Source organism: Corynebacterium sp. 32222D000AT, assembly GCF_053546955.1.
The window spans coordinates 1-17,930 of record NZ_JBPPVW010000027.1; the positions used below are offsets into that span (position 1 = coordinate 1).

Here is a 17,930-nt window from a genome sequence, read left to right on the forward strand (position 1 = left end):
TCTAAACACAACCATGCGCTGATCTAAACACAACCATGCGCTGATCTAAACACAACCATGCGCTGATCTAAACACAAAGCGCCAATTATTCACAGGGTTTAACCTGCACGTTTACCTATTTTCCCAGGTCGCTTATAACTATATCCCTGTATCTCTATACCAAGGGCGATCAACCAACAAAACCGTTCAATACGGGTTACGGTTTAGGCTCCCGCCTCACTTCGTTCGTTGGGCTGCCGCCCAAATCAAAGATTTGGTTGCCACACAACTACCCCACTACTCAAGGCACACACGCATTCTCACCGACACCACGGGGAAAGAAAAACAATCAAAAATAAAACCTCTCCCCAACTTCGACGGCCTAACCCCTCCGCCCACTTACCTCTACGCCCACCAGGGCGTGTCCAGGACACTCCGTAGTGTGGTGGGCATGAACTTTTTCGACCGACTCCGCGAGACTCTCACCCACCTAGACAACGCTCTAGACAACGCCACTCGCCCGCAGGCGGGCAGTCCAGTCTTTGCCATCATTGACACAGAGACCACGGGGTTTAACAAGCGCTACGACCGCATCATTGAACTCGCCGTCGCCCGCTTTGATGAATCCTTCCGGCTTGTCGACCAGTGGCACACGTTGATTAATCCTGACGGCAAGCAGATTAAAAACTCCCACATCCACGGCATCACCAATGCTGATGTCGCCCACGCACCCACCTTCCCAGAGGTCTACACCGAGTTCGCCACACGTATAGATGGCATGGTGCTCATGGCACACAACGCCCCCTTTGATTCCAAGATGATTCTCGCTGAAACCGACCGCATCACCACCCCAGACGGGGAGGACGTGTTCTTCCCCTTCGTAGATACCATCGCCCTGGCTAAGCAAATGGTGTCCCTGCGCTCCTATAAACTTTCCGCCCTGCTTGACCATGTTGGGTTGAATAACCCGCAGTCCCACGCGGCTATCGCCGACGCGACCGCCACCGGACAGATGCTGAACAAACTTTTCGGGCGCGAAGCGGCCAAGATTGCACGCCAAATCATCGACCAGGCCGTCACCTTCAACGCCGCCCACACCACCGGCTGGGGACTACCTTGCAAGCCCACCGTCACACGCCGCTAACACACACGAGCCCACCGGTCGATAAAAGTCGCCCAGCACGCGCATGATAGACACGCGTACTGGGCGACTTTCGCTTTCAGTGTTTAGGATGCTGCGAGCTTTTGGGCGCGCTGGTAAGACACTCCGAGGACTGTTCCCATATCTCGCACGGTCATTCCAGCGTTTCTCATTGCAACAGCGAGGTCATGAGTGCTTGCCTGTGCCGCAGCGGCCAGTCGTGCCGCTTCTTCGCGTTCTTTTTCGGCGCGAGCTTTCATTTCCGCAAGGCCCGGTGGGAGAACAACATCAACAATAATGTTGAGTTCGTCTGGGTCTAGGCCTGCCTGGTAGGCCAGTGCTTCGCGCATCTCGTCGGCAGCATTAGCCAGCCGCTTAGTTTGGGACACTGCCCCTAGTTCGGCGCATTCGAGCACCCATACTCCGCTGGTTCCGCGTTCTGCGGTTACTGTGTATGTCGTGGTCATTACCTCCACCAGCCTTTACCTAATTCTTGGGCGTATTGGTCGAAAAACTTCTTGACTGTCACATCGTCAATCTCACGGTGCCTACCTAAGGTTCGGGTCGTGCTGCCTACCCGATAAGCGTCATGGCGCGATAGGGCGATTTCCTCAAATTCAAGACCGCGCCGCTTGGCTTCCGCTTTCAATTTCTTGATGACGGCGTTTCGCTTCATAACAGTAGTCTACCGACGGGAGACTAAACAAGTCAACCGTGGGTTGACGGTTTTTCTTGATTATGTTCCTTCGCCAATTGAACTGGGGACTGCTTTGCAAGCCCACCGTCACGCGCGGCTAACGCACACGAGTCCACCGGTCGAGAAAAATCGCCCAGCACGCGTGTCTATCATGCGCATGCTGGGCAAATCCCTGTTCGAGGGAATGTGCACACTCGTATGACATGGTGTCCACATGAGTAGAAAACATCCTTCACCCGCACCTCGTCCGTCGCTTCGCACCAGCACCGTAATTTTCGGGGCGGCAGTCATCTCACTTATCGTCGCTGGTCTGTTTGGCCGGGTGGCAGAGCTCCTGACGCTTTTCGCCTTCTGTCTGCTTGCTGTAGCAGTGCGCGTTGGTGTCGCCATAGCAGCCACCATGCCGTGGGAGGAACCAGTTAAAAAATCGCGCTGGATCGATGCCGGAATCTTCCTCGGTCTCATCCTGGGTACGCTCGCCCTCTTCTCGCTTGCCGACCACCTCTAACGCGGCTCGCTAACCGGAGAGGTACCTGTATAGGGTCGTGCGCCCTATCCCGAGGCGGCGGGCAACCTCAGCCTTCGGAATACCAGCGCTCACCCACTTGCGCGCCTGCACTACTTGTTCCTCATTGAGGACTTTCGCACGCCCCTTATAAACGCCGCGCGCCTTGGCTTTAGCAATACCTTCGGCCTGGCGCTCACGAATAATCGAACGCTCAAACTCCGCCACCGACCCGAGTAGGCCAAGCATGAGCTTGGCCACCGGACTGGAATCTAATGAATAGGTCTGCCCCTCTTTGAGGAACTTCACCGAGACTCCGCGTTCGGTGAGTTCATCAACCAGGCGGTGGAGGTCGATAAGCGAGCGGGCAAGCCTGTCCATGCTCACCACAATGAGTTGATCGCCGGCGCGCACATAATTCAGCGCCCCATCTAAGCCGGGGCGCTGGGTGGACGAACCACTCACCGTGTCGGTGAAGATGCGGAAGACTTTTTCCTTCTTCAACGCCGCCAACTGCCGGTCGAGATTCTGATCCTTGGAACTCACGCGCGCGTAACCGATTTTCTGCCCCGTAACCACCTCTGGTTGTTCAGGAAGGTCTAGAGGTAGTGACGGTTCTGTTTCATTACCCATAAACCCACCCTAGCGAACAGTGAGTTAAACGCGATGCATGTAATTCTCAAACTGTTCGCTTAGGGTGTACTTTAAAAACGCTCGGAGGTAGGGTAACTCCCCCTCGTTGCTCAGAGACGAAATCCGCCAGCGGTGGCGGCGCGACGAGCCGAAGGTAGGACAAATACAATTCCAGTCCAGGTGCAGATGTCTTGCACTGTTGCGGCGCAGTTGTCTTCTTTTTCACCGCGTATCACCCGCGAAATTAAATTGATATAATTAGGCCCATGTTGATTTCAGGTACCGCTTTCTTGCGGTTGCGCTCTAACCGCTAAGGCGGTTTCCTACCCCGTAGGTTAAAAACCACTCCGGTCCTTTAGCCGGGCGGTCATTTGTCATGCCCGGCTCCTTTTCAACTCCAAGGAGCACACCTGATGTCTGCATACGGACACGGCCGTCACGAACATGGCCAAAATTTTCTCACCGACCACAAGATCATCAACTCCATCATCGATCTTGTAAAACAAACCTCCGGCCCCATCATTGAGATCGGACCAGGAAGCGGTGCCCTCACTCACCCGATGGCCTACTTGGGGAGGGCAATAACGGCAGTTGAAGTGGACGCAAAACTAGCTGCCAAACTCACACAAGAAACCTCCTCGGCGGCGGTCGAAGTGGTCCATGATGATTTCCTTAACTTCCGTTTACCCGCCACTCCCTGCGTCATTGTGGGAAATATTCCCTTTCATCTCACCACTGCCATTCTTCGAAAGTTGCTGCATGCGCCGGCATGGACTGACGCTGTACTCCTCATGCAGTGGGAAGTCGCTCGCCGCCGGGCTGGGGTAGGCGCAAGCACGATGATGACGGCTCAGTGGTCCCCATGGTTCACATTTCACCTGGGTTCCCGGGTACCAAGGTCTGCTTTCCGGCCACAGCCAAACGTTGACGGGGGGATCTTAGTGATCCGCCGGGTGGGTGACCCGAAGATTCCGATAGAGCAGCGCAAAGCCTTTCAGGCGATGGTGCACACCGTTTTCACTGCCCGGGGACGCGGGATAAGGGAAATTCTCCGAAGGGCAGGGTTGTTTTCATCACGTTCAGAAACACAATCATGGTTGCACTCGCGAGGAATCGACCCTGCGACCCTACCTCCCAGATTGCACACCAGCGACTGGATCGATCTCTTCCAGGTGACTGGTTCCTCTTCACCGCACCATCGACCAATTTCACCATCGGGAAGTAGTCAACGACCTCCTCAACGGAAAAACCGAAGCCGGCGGCGTTAATCCCCCCACCAAAACCGAATTGCACCAGTAGTACTAAAAGGTAAGCGAAGTCTGGCCGCAGACGCATCAATCACGGACAACTCGCGGGCAGCGTTGTACTCGGTAAGGAAGCTCATGTTCTCGACAATAGACCGCACCCGCGACATGAGTGCGGCCTATTCGAACAAGCATTGAGCTAGTTGTTGGTGAGTTTCGCGTAGTTGGCAAATAGCAGCTCCTGGCGCTGCCGCTCCGAAGTGAGCTTGCGCGCCGCCCCCATTGCTTTATCCACTTCCCGGTCGAGCGCGTCGTGCGCCTTCACCAACTCCGGCGCCATGGCCAGCGGGTTGTAGTGCTCCGCGAGTGAGCGATCCGGGTGCAGGGCGCGAGCGTCGAGTACTTTCTGTCCTGCCTTGATGATCCGCTCGCGCGTCTTCTCATCGAGTTCTGGGACAGGGAACGTATTCCATGTCAACGTATTGGCGAAACGAAGTCGCGACTCAAGGCGTCCACCAATCATCTTTTGCCAAGTGATAAACATCGACGAAGAAATCAGGCCAAACTGCAACCCATCGGGGTCTTCTGTGGTGAACACTAGATTGCTGCTAATCACTTCCTCCGATAAACGTTGCGCAGTAAAATACTTCCGGTTTTCGCTGACTACTGACGGGATACACAGATAGTCGGTTTGTGGCTGGGAACGTTGACCAAACAGGTAAGGTGTATCGGCCATCTTTCGAGTACTGGCTGCTTTACTAGCGGCGCGGAACTCCGCCACCGCTTGCAGTCGTTGTCTCAGAATCGGACTTTTGGCAATATCGCCGGGGTTAGCCCCATCGAGCCACAGGCACCAACGTTCCAGTCCGTGCATCAGCTCGCGTGAGCCACGGAACGGGCGCACGTACTTCGCGGCGATGGGGTCTGACATGACCTCCTCGTACTGGTCGGCTTCGATTAGTAGGTTTCCGCCGTCTCGTGCCATATTTCCGAACGCTGCAGGTGACAGCTCCGGCGACAGGGGTTTCTTTTGCTTCTCGACGAGTACATTCGCCCCGTCGACGAGATACCCATTAATCGCGCGCTCGACTGGAATGGCTACAGGTTCCCCCTTTACGTTGGGGTAGTCCCACAGTCGAGGTGCAGGGCTGTCTTGCCGGTCAAAGCCGACGATGACGCAGTGGACAGCAGCTTTACCAGGTGCTTCGGAATCCCAGGCGAATGTGCGGTGCGCGAAGCGGATACGCCACCGATCCTTGAAGATAGGACCGAACAATCGCGGTACTTGGTCGCCTTGGGTAATTGAATTCGTCGTAACGAAAGCAAAGCGCCCGTTGCGGTTCTTGAAGAAATCCAGGCACTTGGCGTGCCAGCCGGTGACGTAGTCCAAGCGGGAAATATCTTTTGTCCCCCAGAGAGTACGCAGTTCTTCAGCTTGTTCCGTGGTTCGGGTGGCATGACCTAAGAAGGGCGGGTTGCCAAAGATAAACGTCTCCCCCACTGCTTTGGGCAGCGCTTCCGTCCAGTCCAGGGCGAGAGCGTTGCCGTGGTGAATATGTGCGGTAATCGTAATAGGCAAACGCTGCGGCGGACGCCCCACCGCATTCGCCAACTCCTTATTCGCCTGATGATCCACCAGGAACATCGCCGTCTCTGCAATCTTTGCCGGCCACCAGTTCAGCTCAAATCCGTAGAACTGCCCAATCGACAGCTTCTGCTCCCACTCAATATTCAGCGACATGCCAGTCTCGCCACGGCGCTGACGGATAGCCACAATAAGGTCCGTTTCAATACGGCGCAGTTCTTTATAGGCGGTGAGCAGGAAGTTTCCCGCCCCACATGCCGGGTCGCAGAAAATATGGGCAGCCAGTGAGTCGCGGAATTCTTCGAGCTTGCGAACAGAGGTAGACGGGCTAGAGACAAGCTTGTCAGCCTGGTCACGCAGTTCGTCAAGGAACAACGGGCCGATGGTCTTCATGATGTTGGTCTTCGAGGTGTAGTGCTCACCATCGCCACGGCGGGCTTCTTTCGACTTAACCAGCTGGAACAGTGAGCCGAATACGGACACGTCGATTTTTGACCAGTCGAAGTCGCAGGCGTTGAGCAGGGCTTCGCGCATGGCGTAGTCGAAATATTCGGGGTCGAGCTGTTCGGCGAAGATTGCGCCGTTGACGTAGGGGAATTTCGCCAAGGTGCCGGGCAAGCGCTTAGGCCGCTTGTCCTCCGGGGTGTTGAGGACTCGGAAAAGTTCGTTGAGCTGAGGTCCGAGAGATTCCGGGGTGGTTTCGTTGCGCACGAACGTCGTAAACAGGTGCGGGGTGTCCCACAGTCCTGCATCGTCGCCGAAAAGGAGGAAGAGGATGCGCGTTAGGTAGACCGAGGTGCGCATGACGCGCTCGTCTTCTTCCTCCGGGGTGGTTGGGGCTTCATCGCCCACGGCTTCGTCTGCCTCGTCGCCGTTCATGGCTCGGAACAGCTCGACCATCAGGCGTGAGGCCTCAAGGGAGGCTTGTTCTTCCTCGTGATAGGCCGAGGTCTCATAGTCCGCCAGGAACGCGAGCTGTTCCAGATGCTCGTCGATTTCGTCCAGGTCGAAGGTAACGTCCCATTCTGCAGAGTCTCCGACATACTCGCGGTTCAGGCGCGTGATGCGCAGAGTCTCGAAGTTGGAGCAGAGGACATAGGCCGGCATCTGCGAGTTCGGGATGGTGCCGCCGAGCAAGTAGTCGAGTGCTTGCTCGTGAGCCTTGTCCAGGTCGATGCCGAGGGACTTGGCCTCGCCGATGACTTTGCCGGGGATGAACATGTCAATCTTGCCGGTGTGGCCGGTGGAGGCTCGTTTCGCGCTGCGCTGATACAGGTAAAGGTCGCGGGCGTTGACGCCGAAGCAGGCTAGGAGGTCACCCCAGAACTGTTGATCGTGGCTGGACTCGGTGGCGGGGCGGTTTTCTGCTTTCCACTGGTCGATATGGCCGCGCCAGCGGATTTTGAACTCAATGAGTTTATGGCGGATGGTGGCACGGTCAAAGACAGGATCAGAGAGCATGAACAAAGCATATAAGGTGCCCCGCCCATCAAGGTTTTTCTTGAGTGAGGTTTTACCTAACTGCCTAGCGGCAGGGGAACCGTATATTGCTTACGGCATTCACACCTCTAGCCCTGAAGCAGCCCCGCCTTCTTGAGGGCCGAAATGTGACGCGCTACGGTACTGCGCTCACACCCGATCTCTTCAGCTATCTGCTTCGCGGTAGGCGCTGTCCCGGTGTCGAACAGGACTTGCGAATAAATAGAGAGGACACGGCCGCGAGTGCTCTGTCCCTGGATTACTCGGCGTTTGTTCGCAGACGCCAAGGCTTCTCGCTGTGCTTGTGCGTACTCCCCTTCTGGGTCTGTTTTCCAGCGTTGTGCAGCCTTTTGCCCGCCTCTGCGTCCCATGGTGGCCAAGGCTTTGCGCTCGCTACTGGTTGCCTTTCCAGAAGCGCTCGAGCCGAGGGAGGCCGTGCTCTTGGATTGTGTCACGTAGCCGCGGACTCGTCGTGCCATCGTCTGGCGGTCGCGCATCGGGGGAAGCTCTGCGGGTCGGCCTGCGCCGCCGTGGGTGTGTGCGACGTTGTAGGCGTGCTCATAGGCGTCGATGATGGCTGCATCCGTGAGTCGTTGGCCGGCGGCGCGGAGCCTGTGGCCGGTCTTGAGGGCGTGGCGGAACGCGGTCTCGTCGCGGGCGGCGGTGCCCTCGGTAATCCAGAGCACGCGCACGCCGTCGATGAGCTCCGGGTCGTACTGGTCGAGTTCAGCGGAGACTTCCGCGTCCACGTCCTGGGCCAGTGCCTTAAACGCTTGTGCCTCTTCACGGCGGGTTTTCACCGCGTTAATGAGTTCCCGTCCTGACTTAAATTGTTGGCGTGGTGCAGCCTCGTACTGGTCTGTCCCGGCCAAGTCCCTCACCTGCCTTATCAAGTCACCTAGACGCATCACGCGATTGTGCTGCCTATACCAACGATAAGCTGACGGAGATTTCCCTGTGTAGAACGGATTGCGGCTAAACCCGTGAGCAAAATGGGGATCGTGGCCGAGCAGCTCGCCTAGGGTGTGCGTGGTCGCAGCTAGAAGCTTCATCTGCGAAGACTTACCCGAAGCATCCGCGTAAACGGGGTCAATGAGCCAGATAAACTGCCCTTTCCCGCTAATGGGGTTCACTCCCACCCAGGCTGGGCCGATGTTGTGCTCAACAAGCACCCGCACAACGTTGCGCACGTACAACGCCAGGTCTGCTGGATGGCCTCCGGCTTCTCCCGGCTGGTCTATATCTACGACGAGGACTGCGGCGTATTGCTTGCTCGTGAGCTTGACGTACTCGCATTTGCCGAGGGCTTCGGAGTCGGTGCGGTACATGCGTGGCGAGACGTCGCCGGCTTTGTTGCGGCGGTAGGCCTTTTTAAAGTCGCGCGTAACTGAACCGTGGAGGACATCGCGGCCTAAATGCGCGAGAAGAAAATCACGGTCTGTCGTGCTCGCGGGCGTATCGTCGAGGCCCGCGCAGTCGCGGTCGACACGGTAGCGCGTCTCAATGTGTGCAGAATCTACACGATTGGGTAAACTCACAGTCATGCTTTCTCCCAGTGGCGACTGGGTGATAAGCGAAAGTCACTGGGTTGCCGCCCGGTGGCTTTCTTCGTTTTTCGGTCTTTCTTGACAGTAAATCACACCACCGTAATTCGCCCCTGGTGACACACTTAATGCGCGTTTTCGCCCTGCGCTGATTTACCCTCACGGCTGCGCACTTTTACCCCCTCTAAGCTCCTTCGGCTCAACCTGCGCATAAGTCGACACACGCCTGCGCAGATTTACCGATATGGCATGTGCTTGCTTGTCCTCATGCGCTAATTAAGTGCTTGTGTTGGGGTGTCTGGGTGCCGTCCAAGTTCTCCACGGATTTTTACTAACGCGGTCATTTCGCTTGTTAGGCGTCCGACTTTGTTGTCCAGGATGTCGACCTCGGCTTGCTCGTTTTCGGAAAGTCTGCGGTAGTCGCCGGAATCATCGAGGACGATAGCGTCGCGTTCGATGCCGGCGGCTTCTAGTTGCTCCATGTAGCGGTCAATCTCGGAGACTGGCTTGGCATGGTTGCGGATGACTCGCCAGAAGTCTTTCTCTGGGGCTAGCGCGTATCCCGATTGTTCGGTAGCCGCGTCCACGAGGACGATGAGCTCGTCCGAGATCGCGCCGATGTCATACGCCACCGCGTATTTTCCTAGCGGGATGGTGATTTCGTGGAGGATCGCCTCCCACAGCTCGGTGTACTTCGTCATGACTGGGGCCTTTCATCAGGAGATAGTGAAATTCGAGTCTTTCGATTCTTTATATCTGCCGGGGACAACATGAGCTGTTGCCGGCGGGAACGAGTATTCGGGGCTAGTGCGTTCCGTTGATCGCTGTGAGGAGCGCACACACGCCGGTGAAAAGCCCGACACCTGCGATGGCGAACCCTACGGCTAGAGCAGCCTGCCGTGCGTTGGGACGTAGTCCTCGGTCTTCGCTACAGACGACCACCGCCAAGGCGATGATTCCTAGGATGAACGTGAAACTGGTTAGAAAAGTACTCATAACGGCATCATTTCAAAGCCGTGTGCACTTTCTGCGCGACCAGGGGAAACAGCTAAGGTCGCCGACCTCGGGGAAATCGGCGACCTTCTAAGCCAGCGGGGCAATAGAGCTTTCCGGGGGGAGGATTAAGCCCCTCGCCAGCACTACTGACTACCACCAGAATAAAAGGTTCTTCGCCGCCCGCAACTTGAACGATTTTACACTCCTCACACTAACAACGTTATAACGTCAAAACGCTAACGTTATAACGTTAACGTTTTAACGTTATCGCTATTTCCCCTGTTCACGGCTGCGATTGACTAACCAGTCCGCGACCAGATCTTCAACAATCTGTGACATGTTGGTTCCGTCTTCGATGGCTGCGATCTTGAGTTCTTTGGCCGTTTCTTCGGTGAAGTAGACGGTGGTGCGTCGGGAAAGCTCGGAGGTTCCGGGGCGCAGCGTGTCTTCGACGGTGACCTTTTTCTTCCCCGCACTCATACTCGGCCGCATGGTGTCGGCGAGGCTATTTTTCTTCGTTGCCATTAGTCCATCTCCTCGATGCCTAGTATTTCTTCGCAGATGTCGGTGAAGGTGTAGAGCTCTTCGGGGTTAGTGCCGAAGTAAGTCTTAATTTCTTCGCGCTCCGGGACGACGTTGTAGAACGTCGAGACTCCTTGCACCTCAAAGAGTTCGCGCGTCTCGCGGTAGAGGCGGCGGTGTTGGAGGACTCCGGACAGGAGGACTCCGTGCGGTCGGTGGGCGACGGTTTCAAGCGTCGGCCAAACACGATCGATGTCGAGAGGCGCGGCGTGAGTCGGGACGATAATTAAGTCGGCGGTATCGATCGCGGCTTGAATCTCGTCGGCAGTGCCGGGCGGGGTGTCAACGATCTGCCAACCGTCCGATGCCGGGAAGCGCTGGAGGCGGCGCGCGTCAACACTTCGGACTGGAAACTCGAGTTTGTCTTCTCGCATGGATGCGACTTCTGCCCACCGTGTTGCTGAGCCTTGGGGATCGGCGTCGAGGACTTCCACGTCGATACCTCGGCGTGCTGCGGCGGTCGCCAGCATGATGGTGTTCGTTGTTTTGCCCACACCTCCTTTGGTGTGGACGAGGGATATGCGCATGTCACTGCTACTTTCTTTCGAAATAAACGTCTTAGCGTTAAAACGTTAACGTTTTAACGTCATAACGCTAACGTTAAAACGTTAAGACGTTAGTGTCAACCGTTTAGGCAGTTCAATTGGGATTAGAGTTCCATTCCGTCCTCGACAACGATGTCGTAGGAATTGGCGGACTCGCCCGTTTCAAAGGTGGAGTGTCCGGTTTCGAAGTTGGCGCGCGTGCCGTCCTTTCCGAGCCATTCGTTAATGGCTTCGTCTTCGAGGCGGGTCTGTTCGGTCTCTTCCTGCGGGGCGACCATCTTCCACACGAGTGGATCTACGATTTCGCCGTAGAGGCAGAGCAAGGCGTGCTCTTTCTCCATTGGTCTTGCTTCGCGCTCGATGTCGGCAAGCTTGTCTTCGATCTGGGCCGTTTCGGCTTCAATTGCTTCCTTGCGCTGGCGAAGCTCGTCGAGTTCCTGCTGGCGCTTATCACGGGCGCTCGTCCATTCGGCGATGGTGTCGTTGCCGGCTTCCGGGTCAAACAGCTTCTTCCACCAGCCGCGGTTGTCGCGGGCACGTTCTGCGTACTTGATTTCCCTCGTGGCCTCGTTGACTTTGCCTTGGGCATCGCGTTCTTGATTGGAAAGTGTCAGGCGTTGCTCGTTGAGTTCAGCGCGCTGTCCTTTCAGCTCATCGCGGAGATTTCCTAGTTCTGTCAAGCGGTTATCCAGAGCCGTCCACTTGTCACGGGTGCGCTGGCGCAGCACGGCCTTGGGGTCAATGCCTTTCAATCGGTTCCTGCGCTCGGCGGCTTGCTGTGCTTCTGCGTGGAAGTCGTTAAAGCGCTCCATCCGGGCCTGCGTGCGGTGCCGGGCAACCTCACCCATGCGGGTGTTGGCGAATGGGTCGGCCTGCGGGAGTCGGTGCGATAGGCGGGTGATGAACCAGTCGGCGCGGGTCTTTCGGTGCAGATCGTGCGGGGTGATATCGCCAGTGCTGCGGGTCGCGGCCTGGATAAGGAGGTCGCGGGCGTAATCGGTGGACTCGCGTCGCTCGACTGGGGTGTTGGCCCCGTGTCCGGTATCGCCATCTCCCGGCATGGTCTCGGCCATGTAGAGGCAGTTTCCGTAACGTCCGCGTGTCAGCGGGACGTAGACACCGGCGCGATCAATCTGGCCGACTTCGGCGACAACGCGCGCAATATCGACGGTCGCACCCTGGGCAGAATGGCCGGTAGACGCATAGCCCAGTTGGGTATGTTCACGCAGGTAAGCGCGCGGTAGCGTCACTGTGGCGTTTGTATCGTCGCACCGGCGTGCGCGGATATTGCCTTCAGCATCGATTTCTTCGACCTCCCAGCGTTGTCCGTTGCGCACCACGTCACCGGCACTGGTGGTCAGGTCGTAGTCGTTGCGGCGAGTCAAGATAGTCTCTCCGACGTGCGCGAAGTGCCCGCCGGATACCGGCACGGACTCCGACAAGTCCAACTCGCCGAGTTCAGCCATGTGTTTCTGGGCGGCGGCATTCAGCGCGTCCACGTAGTCGCGATTCGATGCCACGAGCAGGGATTGTCTGCCCCACAGCACATCCCTCTTCCAGTCAGACAACGCATCGTTCATCATGGCGGTCACTGAACCTGCGGACAAGCGTCCAGCCTCGGCGTAGAAGTCAGCGGCACGCTCAACATCGGCAGGCTCGCCAGTACGCAAACGCTTCGAGGCTTCACGCTCAGCCGCATCGGACTGGCGGAAGACTTCCGCGAGCTCTGCGACATCGGGCAGCTCGTGGGCCAGGGTGGCGAGCATGCCACCGCGCGATTTCACCGCACTGTACTGGTACGGGTCGCCGACGAAAACCACGCGGGCATCAGCAGCCTGGGCAATGTCTAAGGTGCGCACGATGTCCGGGGTGGCGACCATTCCAGCCTCGTCCACGACCACGACAGTCTCACGATCCCAGCCCAACTGGGCGGCTGCCCCGCGCGCGTCAAGGTCGCCTGCTTGTCGCAGGGCGCGCGCGAGCGTCATGGACTCATGAGCCACCTCTTCGGCAACCATCACGTCCGCCGCCTTGCCGGTAGGTGCTAGACCAATGACCTGTTTCCCGGCGTTCTCCCACGCGCTGCGCGCGGCCTTGAGCGAGGAGGTCTTACCGGCTCCGGCAGGCGCGATAAGCACACTCGCGCGGTAGCGCGAGGACACCACCGCGCGCATAGCGTCTGCCTGTGCGGCAGACAGTGTGCCGGGACGCTCGCGAATGGAGGATGCATCAACGCCAGCGTTGGTAACTTCGCAGGCCAGATCGATGCCGCGATTGACTTCATCGACCACGCCCTGGGAGGTAAAACGTTGGGAGCCTTCGCGGGCGGCTTTATCCCACACGCGCGACTTATCTGGGGTGACAGTCCAGGCCGCACCATCGCGGAAAACCTGCTCCGTGAGTTCCTCCACGGTGGCGAGTATCTTCTCGGTCTCGACGGCTCCAACGGGGATAAGTTCGGCGGTTTTCTCTACGACATCGGCACGCGTAAACGTCGAGCGTTCCTCCGTCACCGCCTCAATAATCTCGGCGATTGTCGGCAGTCCTGGGCGCTCGTGTGTGCGCTCAGCAAGCTCGGTACGCGGGCGAATGTCTGCAATAATCTCGCGGACCGTGTGGCCGGCCGGGCGCTGCCGCCAGTTGGCCTCAAGCTCGTTAAGGGTAGTGTCGAGGTCTTTAGTCTGGCGGGTTTTCTTCTGCCCGATGCGCGCCATCTGCGTGTTGGCATCAAGGCCATTGACTGCGCGCCACTGGTCGATTTCGCGTGCGCGAGTCGAAAACGCCTCAATAAGATCACGATCGTCAAGCCCGCGCATCTCCGCGCACCCGTTGACCGTCTCGCCCCACTCAACGCCCAGCGACGCGGCTAGGCGCTCGCGCAAGGTGGCTTGGTAAACCATGCCCGCTGCGCGCGCCTCGTGATAAAGGCTGACTCCATCTAGTGTGCGCCACTTCCCGTCAGAACATCGCTGCTTGTTGGCTAATAGAACGTGTGAGTGGACGTGCGGATCGCCCGCGCGGCTCGTCCGATGCTCGTACTTCACGCCGCTTAAAGCCTCGACGCGATCGATGATCATCAGCGACGAATCACCCTCATCGGCACGGCGCGTATAGCCCGCGTGCTCCGACAGATAGGACAGTGCTTTTCCGACCGCTTCGGCATGCGCTTCATCAACTGCTCGACGCACCGCCGCATCGTCAGTTAACCCCCACAACATGGACACACTCTTTGGCGCGCAGAACGTTAAGTCAAAGCCCGGCACTCCCGAATCTTTCGGCGCGCGCCCCAGTTTCACACCCGACGGGGCGATAGCTTTGTTAAACCACGCCCGCACATTCTCACCACGAATCTGCTCGCCCTCAGCGACCCCCAGCGCCTCAGCAACCGCCACCGCTTGGGCACCGGTACGCGCGTTTACCCATGCCTCCGCCGGCTTGGTTCCATCCTCGGAGTAGTAGCCGTCCGGGCCGAGATTTTCATCCTGGTCTTCGCCGACAGTGGACTCATAATAGGCCACGGATTCACCGTGCATCTTCGCGATGGTCAGCACGTCCCGCAACCTCCTTTCGCCCCTGGCACGCCCCCGCACGGAGTGCGGAAGCACGTTTACTGCAAATGTACCATAGAATATGGCGATTAAGCGCCATTCAGACGAGGTCAATGCAGAAAACCGGCGAATCTTTCAGTGGAGTTGGTTGTGCCAGGGCGTGACAGCTACATGGGCAAGGAAGTCGCGTAAGCAACTTTCGCGGCAACGCGAGAACCATGAACTAACACCACGCACAACGACTAGTGTCGCCCCCCCGACAGGTTGAAGGAACTGACCAAAAATCAGGCCAGTCTCTCCCTTATCCTTAAAGACTTCCGTAACCACACACTTGAATGCTTACGATTGCCAGACTTTCCTTTAAGCCGATCGTGCTTCCTTTTGGCTTGAAGGCGACACCTTCTGCTGGAAAAAGAGATGACGTTTGTCATCACTTGAGGGAAGAAGGGTCATGATCATTAAAGGGATAGTTCCCACTATGGGGATAAAAAATAATACAACTAGAATTCCGGAGAATCCCGCATCTTGCAGCCGTCTCGATAGCAACGCAAGAAAAGGCAGAAACACGATTGCTGCTATCACTTCTTCTAGCGATACTCCATGAAAATCACCTAAATGATTATCGAGCATGCTGACGAAGAATGAACCAATAGTCAAGAAGAAAAAAATCCACCAGTATTCACTTCTAGAGGCTGACCCTTTAAAAGCAAAATATCTCAAGAAAAACCGTGACACGGCCTGCTGCGGAGACGCCCCATGCAGGGCCTGGTAGGAAGACTGCTTATCCATAATAAAATCTCCTTCCGATAAAAGAATACTTTAGGGAAGGAGATTTCCTATCCCTTAACAACTACCGATCTCGTCTGCCCCAACCAAGGCTCCTAAGTTCGGGTTTACGGTTAGCCGGGTTTCGCCAGGCCCTACACACCTATCCTCGGATGCGTAAAAATACTTAACTTTAATCTTTACTGGATGGTTTTTGCAGTTAGTGTAAACGGCCTCTTCGTATTTTCCATCGTCGCCTTTGCCGGCGATAGGGCTCCCCGTAGCTTTTCCCACGAAACCGCATACTGAAGCTGAAGCGATAGGGCTGACCGTCAACAAGCCTAGTGCTGTACATCCAGCAATAACTGTCGAAAGTGTTTTACGAGTAATTTTTCCCATTATTTAGCACGCTCCAATCTTTGAAGCGCCGGAAATTTTCTTCCCTTCTCGAGTCGTGCCAAGTTGGGAATCTCCTGGGTTAACACAAACTTCGTAATCTCCACTTTCTGCATTAACCTTGATCTTTTCGTTTCCACCACTGCAATTTCCCCAGAATGCTGTTTCAACTCTGCCACCAGGAAAAGGAACAGTTACATCCACTACAGGAATAGTCACATCCCCCCAATTGTGTTCTCGGTCAATGTGCTCAGTGTGGTAGCCGCAAGTAGTCGCCGAAGCTTCAGGAGTTTCGCCAATCGTCACCATCCCAGCGAAAACAAGAGATAGTGCCCCTGTGCCGACGAGCATTCTTTTAATACCCGAACTTGCGATTGGAGTAGTTTTACTCAAACCTGACATGAAAAGCTCCCTTAATTTCAAACAAATGAACCAGAGCAGAACCAGCGCTCCGTGCGACCTACGCTACTCACAATCGGTTAGTTAAGTAAAGGATATAACGGAAAAGTTATCCAAAGCTTTATCGATGTTAATTCCCAATTAACTAAACGCCCTACAGGTCACTAAATACGCCAACCACTAACGTCCCCACAGTCGTTTGGGCATCTATGGCCAATTCGTAAGCGAGCCAAGCCCATTACCTCCCATCTGCACTACTGCTTAATGACAGGGAACATGCTCAACAAACTTTTCGGGCGCGAAGCGGCCAAGATTGCACGCCAAATCATCGACCAGGCCGAGCCGTTTAACGCCGCCCACACCACCGGCTGGGGACTACCTTGCAAGCCCACCGTCACACGCCGCTAACGCGCACCACGCGCAGACTCTCCGGAGAAAGTTCCAGCCATTAATCACACTGATGTGATTTAATAGGCGGAGAAAATAAAAAGCCGCGCCTCACACTCGTGGGGTGCGCAGCGTGAGCGGCACACACCCTCGGTTCAAGTCCAGGGCGCGCACGTTCCTCAAAAATGAGGAAACCCCCGCATTATAGAGTTGACGCTCTAGCGGGGGTCCAAAAACAAAGAAACGGTTTCGCCGTTCACTTACGGAGTCTACATCATAGACACGGAAACGGGCGGCGACAGAACCGAGAAAGGTAAACATGGCGCCAAAAAAGCCCAACTGGCACGACAAGCTCGAAGCAGTCAAAGAACTAGCCCGCAGGCAAGAACACGACGCCGCACAAGAACTCCTCCAAGCCCAAGACGTCGGCTACACCTCTAAACTCTTCGTCCAAGCACTCTTCCCTTACAGGCAGGTTGAGGGAAACACCTATTCAATCGAATCAGGAAATTCTTCCATTTCAATCGTGTCCTTTAACGGGGTTCCCTACGGCAAATACCCGCGCCTCATCATGGCCTACATCATCACCCGCGCGGTCGAAAACGCCGGACAGCTCAAAGAGGGAAAAATCGACGAAGCAGAAGCACGCCGAATCCCCCTTGGCCACTCCATGAGCCACTTCCTCCAAGCAATCGGAATTGAACTCCGCGCAAATGGCGGAAAGCGCGGAAACGTCACCCTCCTACGCGAACAAATCAAACGACTAGCCAGCTCCGTCATCACCGTTCAAAGCGACGACGGAATACACACCCGAGGTAGAAACACTCAAATCTTGGATGATTGGAACCTCTGGTTCGACCCCCGAGACCCCAACCAAGGAAGCTTCATTGAGTCCGAACTCGTATTGACTTCAAAGTTTTTTCAGTACGTCGCCGAGTCTCCTATCCCCATCGACCTCAATGTTCTGCGCCAGCTCACTAAGCCGCGTTCGATGGACATCTACATCTGGTTAACCTTGAAGCAGTACTGGCTGGCGAAAAACAACCGCGAGGCCTACACCTTCACTTGGGACATGATTGCTGACAATTTCGCCACAAAGAAACTGGAAAGCTCCGCCGAGAGAAGAGACTTCCGTACGAATGTAAAAAAAGCTATTAGCGACATTCTGACGGTCTGGCCTAACGCCGGCATCACCGCTGACACTAACGGCGTCACCGTCACCAAGACCGCCACCTCTATCCGGCAGCGCCCACCCAAGCCCCAACTCGACTAGCCAACACAACACGAAGCGCCCCACGCGGGCGCTTTCTTTTTGCCCGGATAATCGTGCGCTGATCTAAACACAACCATGCGCTGATCTAAACACAAATCTAAAACCCCAGGTAATCGTGCGCTGATCTAAACACAAACCCGAAAAGAGTGCGCTGATCTAAACACAACCATGCGCTGATCTAAACACAACCATGCGCTGATCTAAACACAACCATGCGCTGATCTAAACACAA

At 56.2% G+C, this 17,930-nt stretch carries 18 protein-coding genes; 6 read left to right on the forward strand and 12 right to left on the reverse strand.

The window, feature by feature from the left end; all coding sequences use genetic code 11:
• Positions 1-430 precede the first annotated feature (430 nt).
• Positions 431-1,123 carry a 3'-5' exonuclease gene (locus ACEE23_RS10950; RefSeq protein ID WP_448873615.1) on the forward strand — a complete coding sequence of 231 codons (693 nt, stop codon included), beginning with the start codon at positions 431-433 and terminating at the stop codon, positions 1,121-1,123.
• Between the two features lie 83 nt (positions 1,124-1,206).
• Here ACEE23_RS10950 and ACEE23_RS10955 read toward each other — a convergent pair whose 3' ends face one another.
• Together ACEE23_RS10955 and ACEE23_RS10960 are read right to left on the reverse strand one after the other, a co-directional pair.
• A complete protein-coding gene (locus tag ACEE23_RS10955) occupies positions 1,207-1,587 on the reverse strand; it encodes a hypothetical protein (RefSeq protein WP_147761265.1) in 381 nt (126 codons plus the stop codon).
• Positions 1,587-1,796 (reverse strand): hypothetical protein, encoded by a 210-nt coding sequence (locus ACEE23_RS10960; protein ID WP_005325312.1) that lies wholly within the window; start codon positions 1,794-1,796, stop codon positions 1,587-1,589. The genes ACEE23_RS10955 and ACEE23_RS10960 overlap by 1 nt, the downstream gene beginning before the upstream one ends.
• A 235-nt stretch (positions 1,797-2,031) precedes the next feature.
• On the opposite strand from ACEE23_RS10960, the gene ACEE23_RS10965 reads away from it, so the two are divergent.
• A complete protein-coding gene (locus tag ACEE23_RS10965) occupies positions 2,032-2,325 on the forward strand; it encodes a hypothetical protein (protein ID WP_448872468.1) in 294 nt (97 codons plus the stop codon).
• Positions 2,326-2,334: 9 nt separating this feature from the next.
• On the opposite strand, the gene ACEE23_RS10970 is transcribed toward ACEE23_RS10965, so the two are convergent.
• Positions 2,335-2,955, reverse strand: a complete 621-nt coding sequence (locus ACEE23_RS10970) for a recombinase family protein (RefSeq protein WP_448872470.1) — start codon at positions 2,953-2,955, stop codon at positions 2,335-2,337.
• Between the two features lie 266 nt (positions 2,956-3,221).
• On the opposite strand from ACEE23_RS10970, the gene ACEE23_RS10975 reads away from it, so the two are divergent.
• Together ACEE23_RS10975 and ACEE23_RS10980 are read left to right on the forward strand one after the other, a co-directional pair.
• Positions 3,222-3,269 carry an erythromycin resistance leader peptide gene (locus ACEE23_RS10975; protein WP_011152926.1) on the forward strand — a complete coding sequence of 16 codons (48 nt, stop codon included), beginning with the start codon at positions 3,222-3,224 and terminating at the stop codon, positions 3,267-3,269.
• Between the two features lie 99 nt (positions 3,270-3,368).
• Positions 3,369-4,223, forward strand: a complete 855-nt coding sequence (locus tag ACEE23_RS10980) for a 23S rRNA (adenine(2058)-N(6))-methyltransferase Erm(X) (protein WP_011152925.1) — start codon at positions 3,369-3,371, stop codon at positions 4,221-4,223.
• A 175-nt stretch (positions 4,224-4,398) separates the two neighbouring features.
• Here ACEE23_RS10980 and ACEE23_RS10985 read toward each other — a convergent pair whose 3' ends face one another.
• From ACEE23_RS10985 to ACEE23_RS11025, 9 genes are all read right to left on the reverse strand, one after another.
• The gene (locus tag ACEE23_RS10985; RefSeq protein ID WP_448872473.1) at positions 4,399-7,245 is read right to left on the reverse strand and encodes a DNA methyltransferase; all 2,847 of its coding nucleotides are present in this window, start codon (positions 7,243-7,245) and stop codon (positions 4,399-4,401) included.
• A 107-nt stretch (positions 7,246-7,352) separates the two neighbouring features.
• Positions 7,353-8,807, reverse strand: a complete 1,455-nt coding sequence (locus ACEE23_RS10990) for a replication initiation protein (protein ID WP_448872475.1) — start codon at positions 8,805-8,807, stop codon at positions 7,353-7,355.
• A gap of 272 nt (positions 8,808-9,079) precedes the next feature.
• Positions 9,080-9,508, reverse strand: coding sequence for a hypothetical protein (locus ACEE23_RS10995; RefSeq protein WP_257037049.1), 429 nt, complete (start codon positions 9,506-9,508; stop codon positions 9,080-9,082).
• A gap of 565 nt (positions 9,509-10,073) precedes the next feature.
• Complete coding sequence (locus tag ACEE23_RS11000; RefSeq protein WP_046095274.1) at positions 10,074-10,328, reverse strand: plasmid partition protein ParG; 255 nt, start codon at positions 10,326-10,328, stop codon at positions 10,074-10,076.
• The gene (locus ACEE23_RS11005; protein ID WP_257037048.1) at positions 10,328-10,912 is read right to left on the reverse strand and encodes a ParA family protein; all 585 of its coding nucleotides are present in this window, start codon (positions 10,910-10,912) and stop codon (positions 10,328-10,330) included. The genes ACEE23_RS11000 and ACEE23_RS11005 overlap by 1 nt, the downstream gene beginning before the upstream one ends.
• 122 nt (positions 10,913-11,034) lie before the next feature.
• Positions 11,035-14,481: a MobF family relaxase gene (gene mobF / locus ACEE23_RS11010; protein WP_448872478.1), complete on the reverse strand. Its 3,447-nt coding sequence runs from the start codon at positions 14,479-14,481 to the stop codon at positions 11,035-11,037.
• Positions 14,482-14,838: 357 nt separating this feature from the next.
• Complete coding sequence (locus ACEE23_RS11015; protein WP_368520921.1) at positions 14,839-15,267, reverse strand: DUF805 domain-containing protein; 429 nt, start codon at positions 15,265-15,267, stop codon at positions 14,839-14,841.
• 54 nt (positions 15,268-15,321) lie between these two features.
• Complete coding sequence (locus ACEE23_RS11020; RefSeq protein WP_368520922.1) at positions 15,322-15,642, reverse strand: DUF6355 family natural product biosynthesis protein; 321 nt, start codon at positions 15,640-15,642, stop codon at positions 15,322-15,324.
• Positions 15,643-15,645: 3 nt separating this feature from the next.
• A complete protein-coding gene (locus ACEE23_RS11025) occupies positions 15,646-16,041 on the reverse strand; it encodes a DUF6355 family natural product biosynthesis protein (protein ID WP_368520923.1) in 396 nt (131 codons plus the stop codon).
• Between the two features lie 273 nt (positions 16,042-16,314).
• Here ACEE23_RS11025 and ACEE23_RS11030 point away from each other — a divergent pair, with 273 nt between their 5' ends.
• Complete coding sequence (locus ACEE23_RS11030) at positions 16,315-16,446, forward strand: hypothetical protein (protein ID WP_448872481.1); 132 nt, start codon at positions 16,315-16,317, stop codon at positions 16,444-16,446.
• Positions 16,447-16,744: 298 nt separating this feature from the next.
• The gene (locus tag ACEE23_RS11035) at positions 16,745-17,698 is read left to right on the forward strand and encodes a replication protein RepA (protein WP_448872483.1); all 954 of its coding nucleotides are present in this window, start codon (positions 16,745-16,747) and stop codon (positions 17,696-17,698) included.
• Positions 17,699-17,930 lie beyond the last annotated feature (232 nt).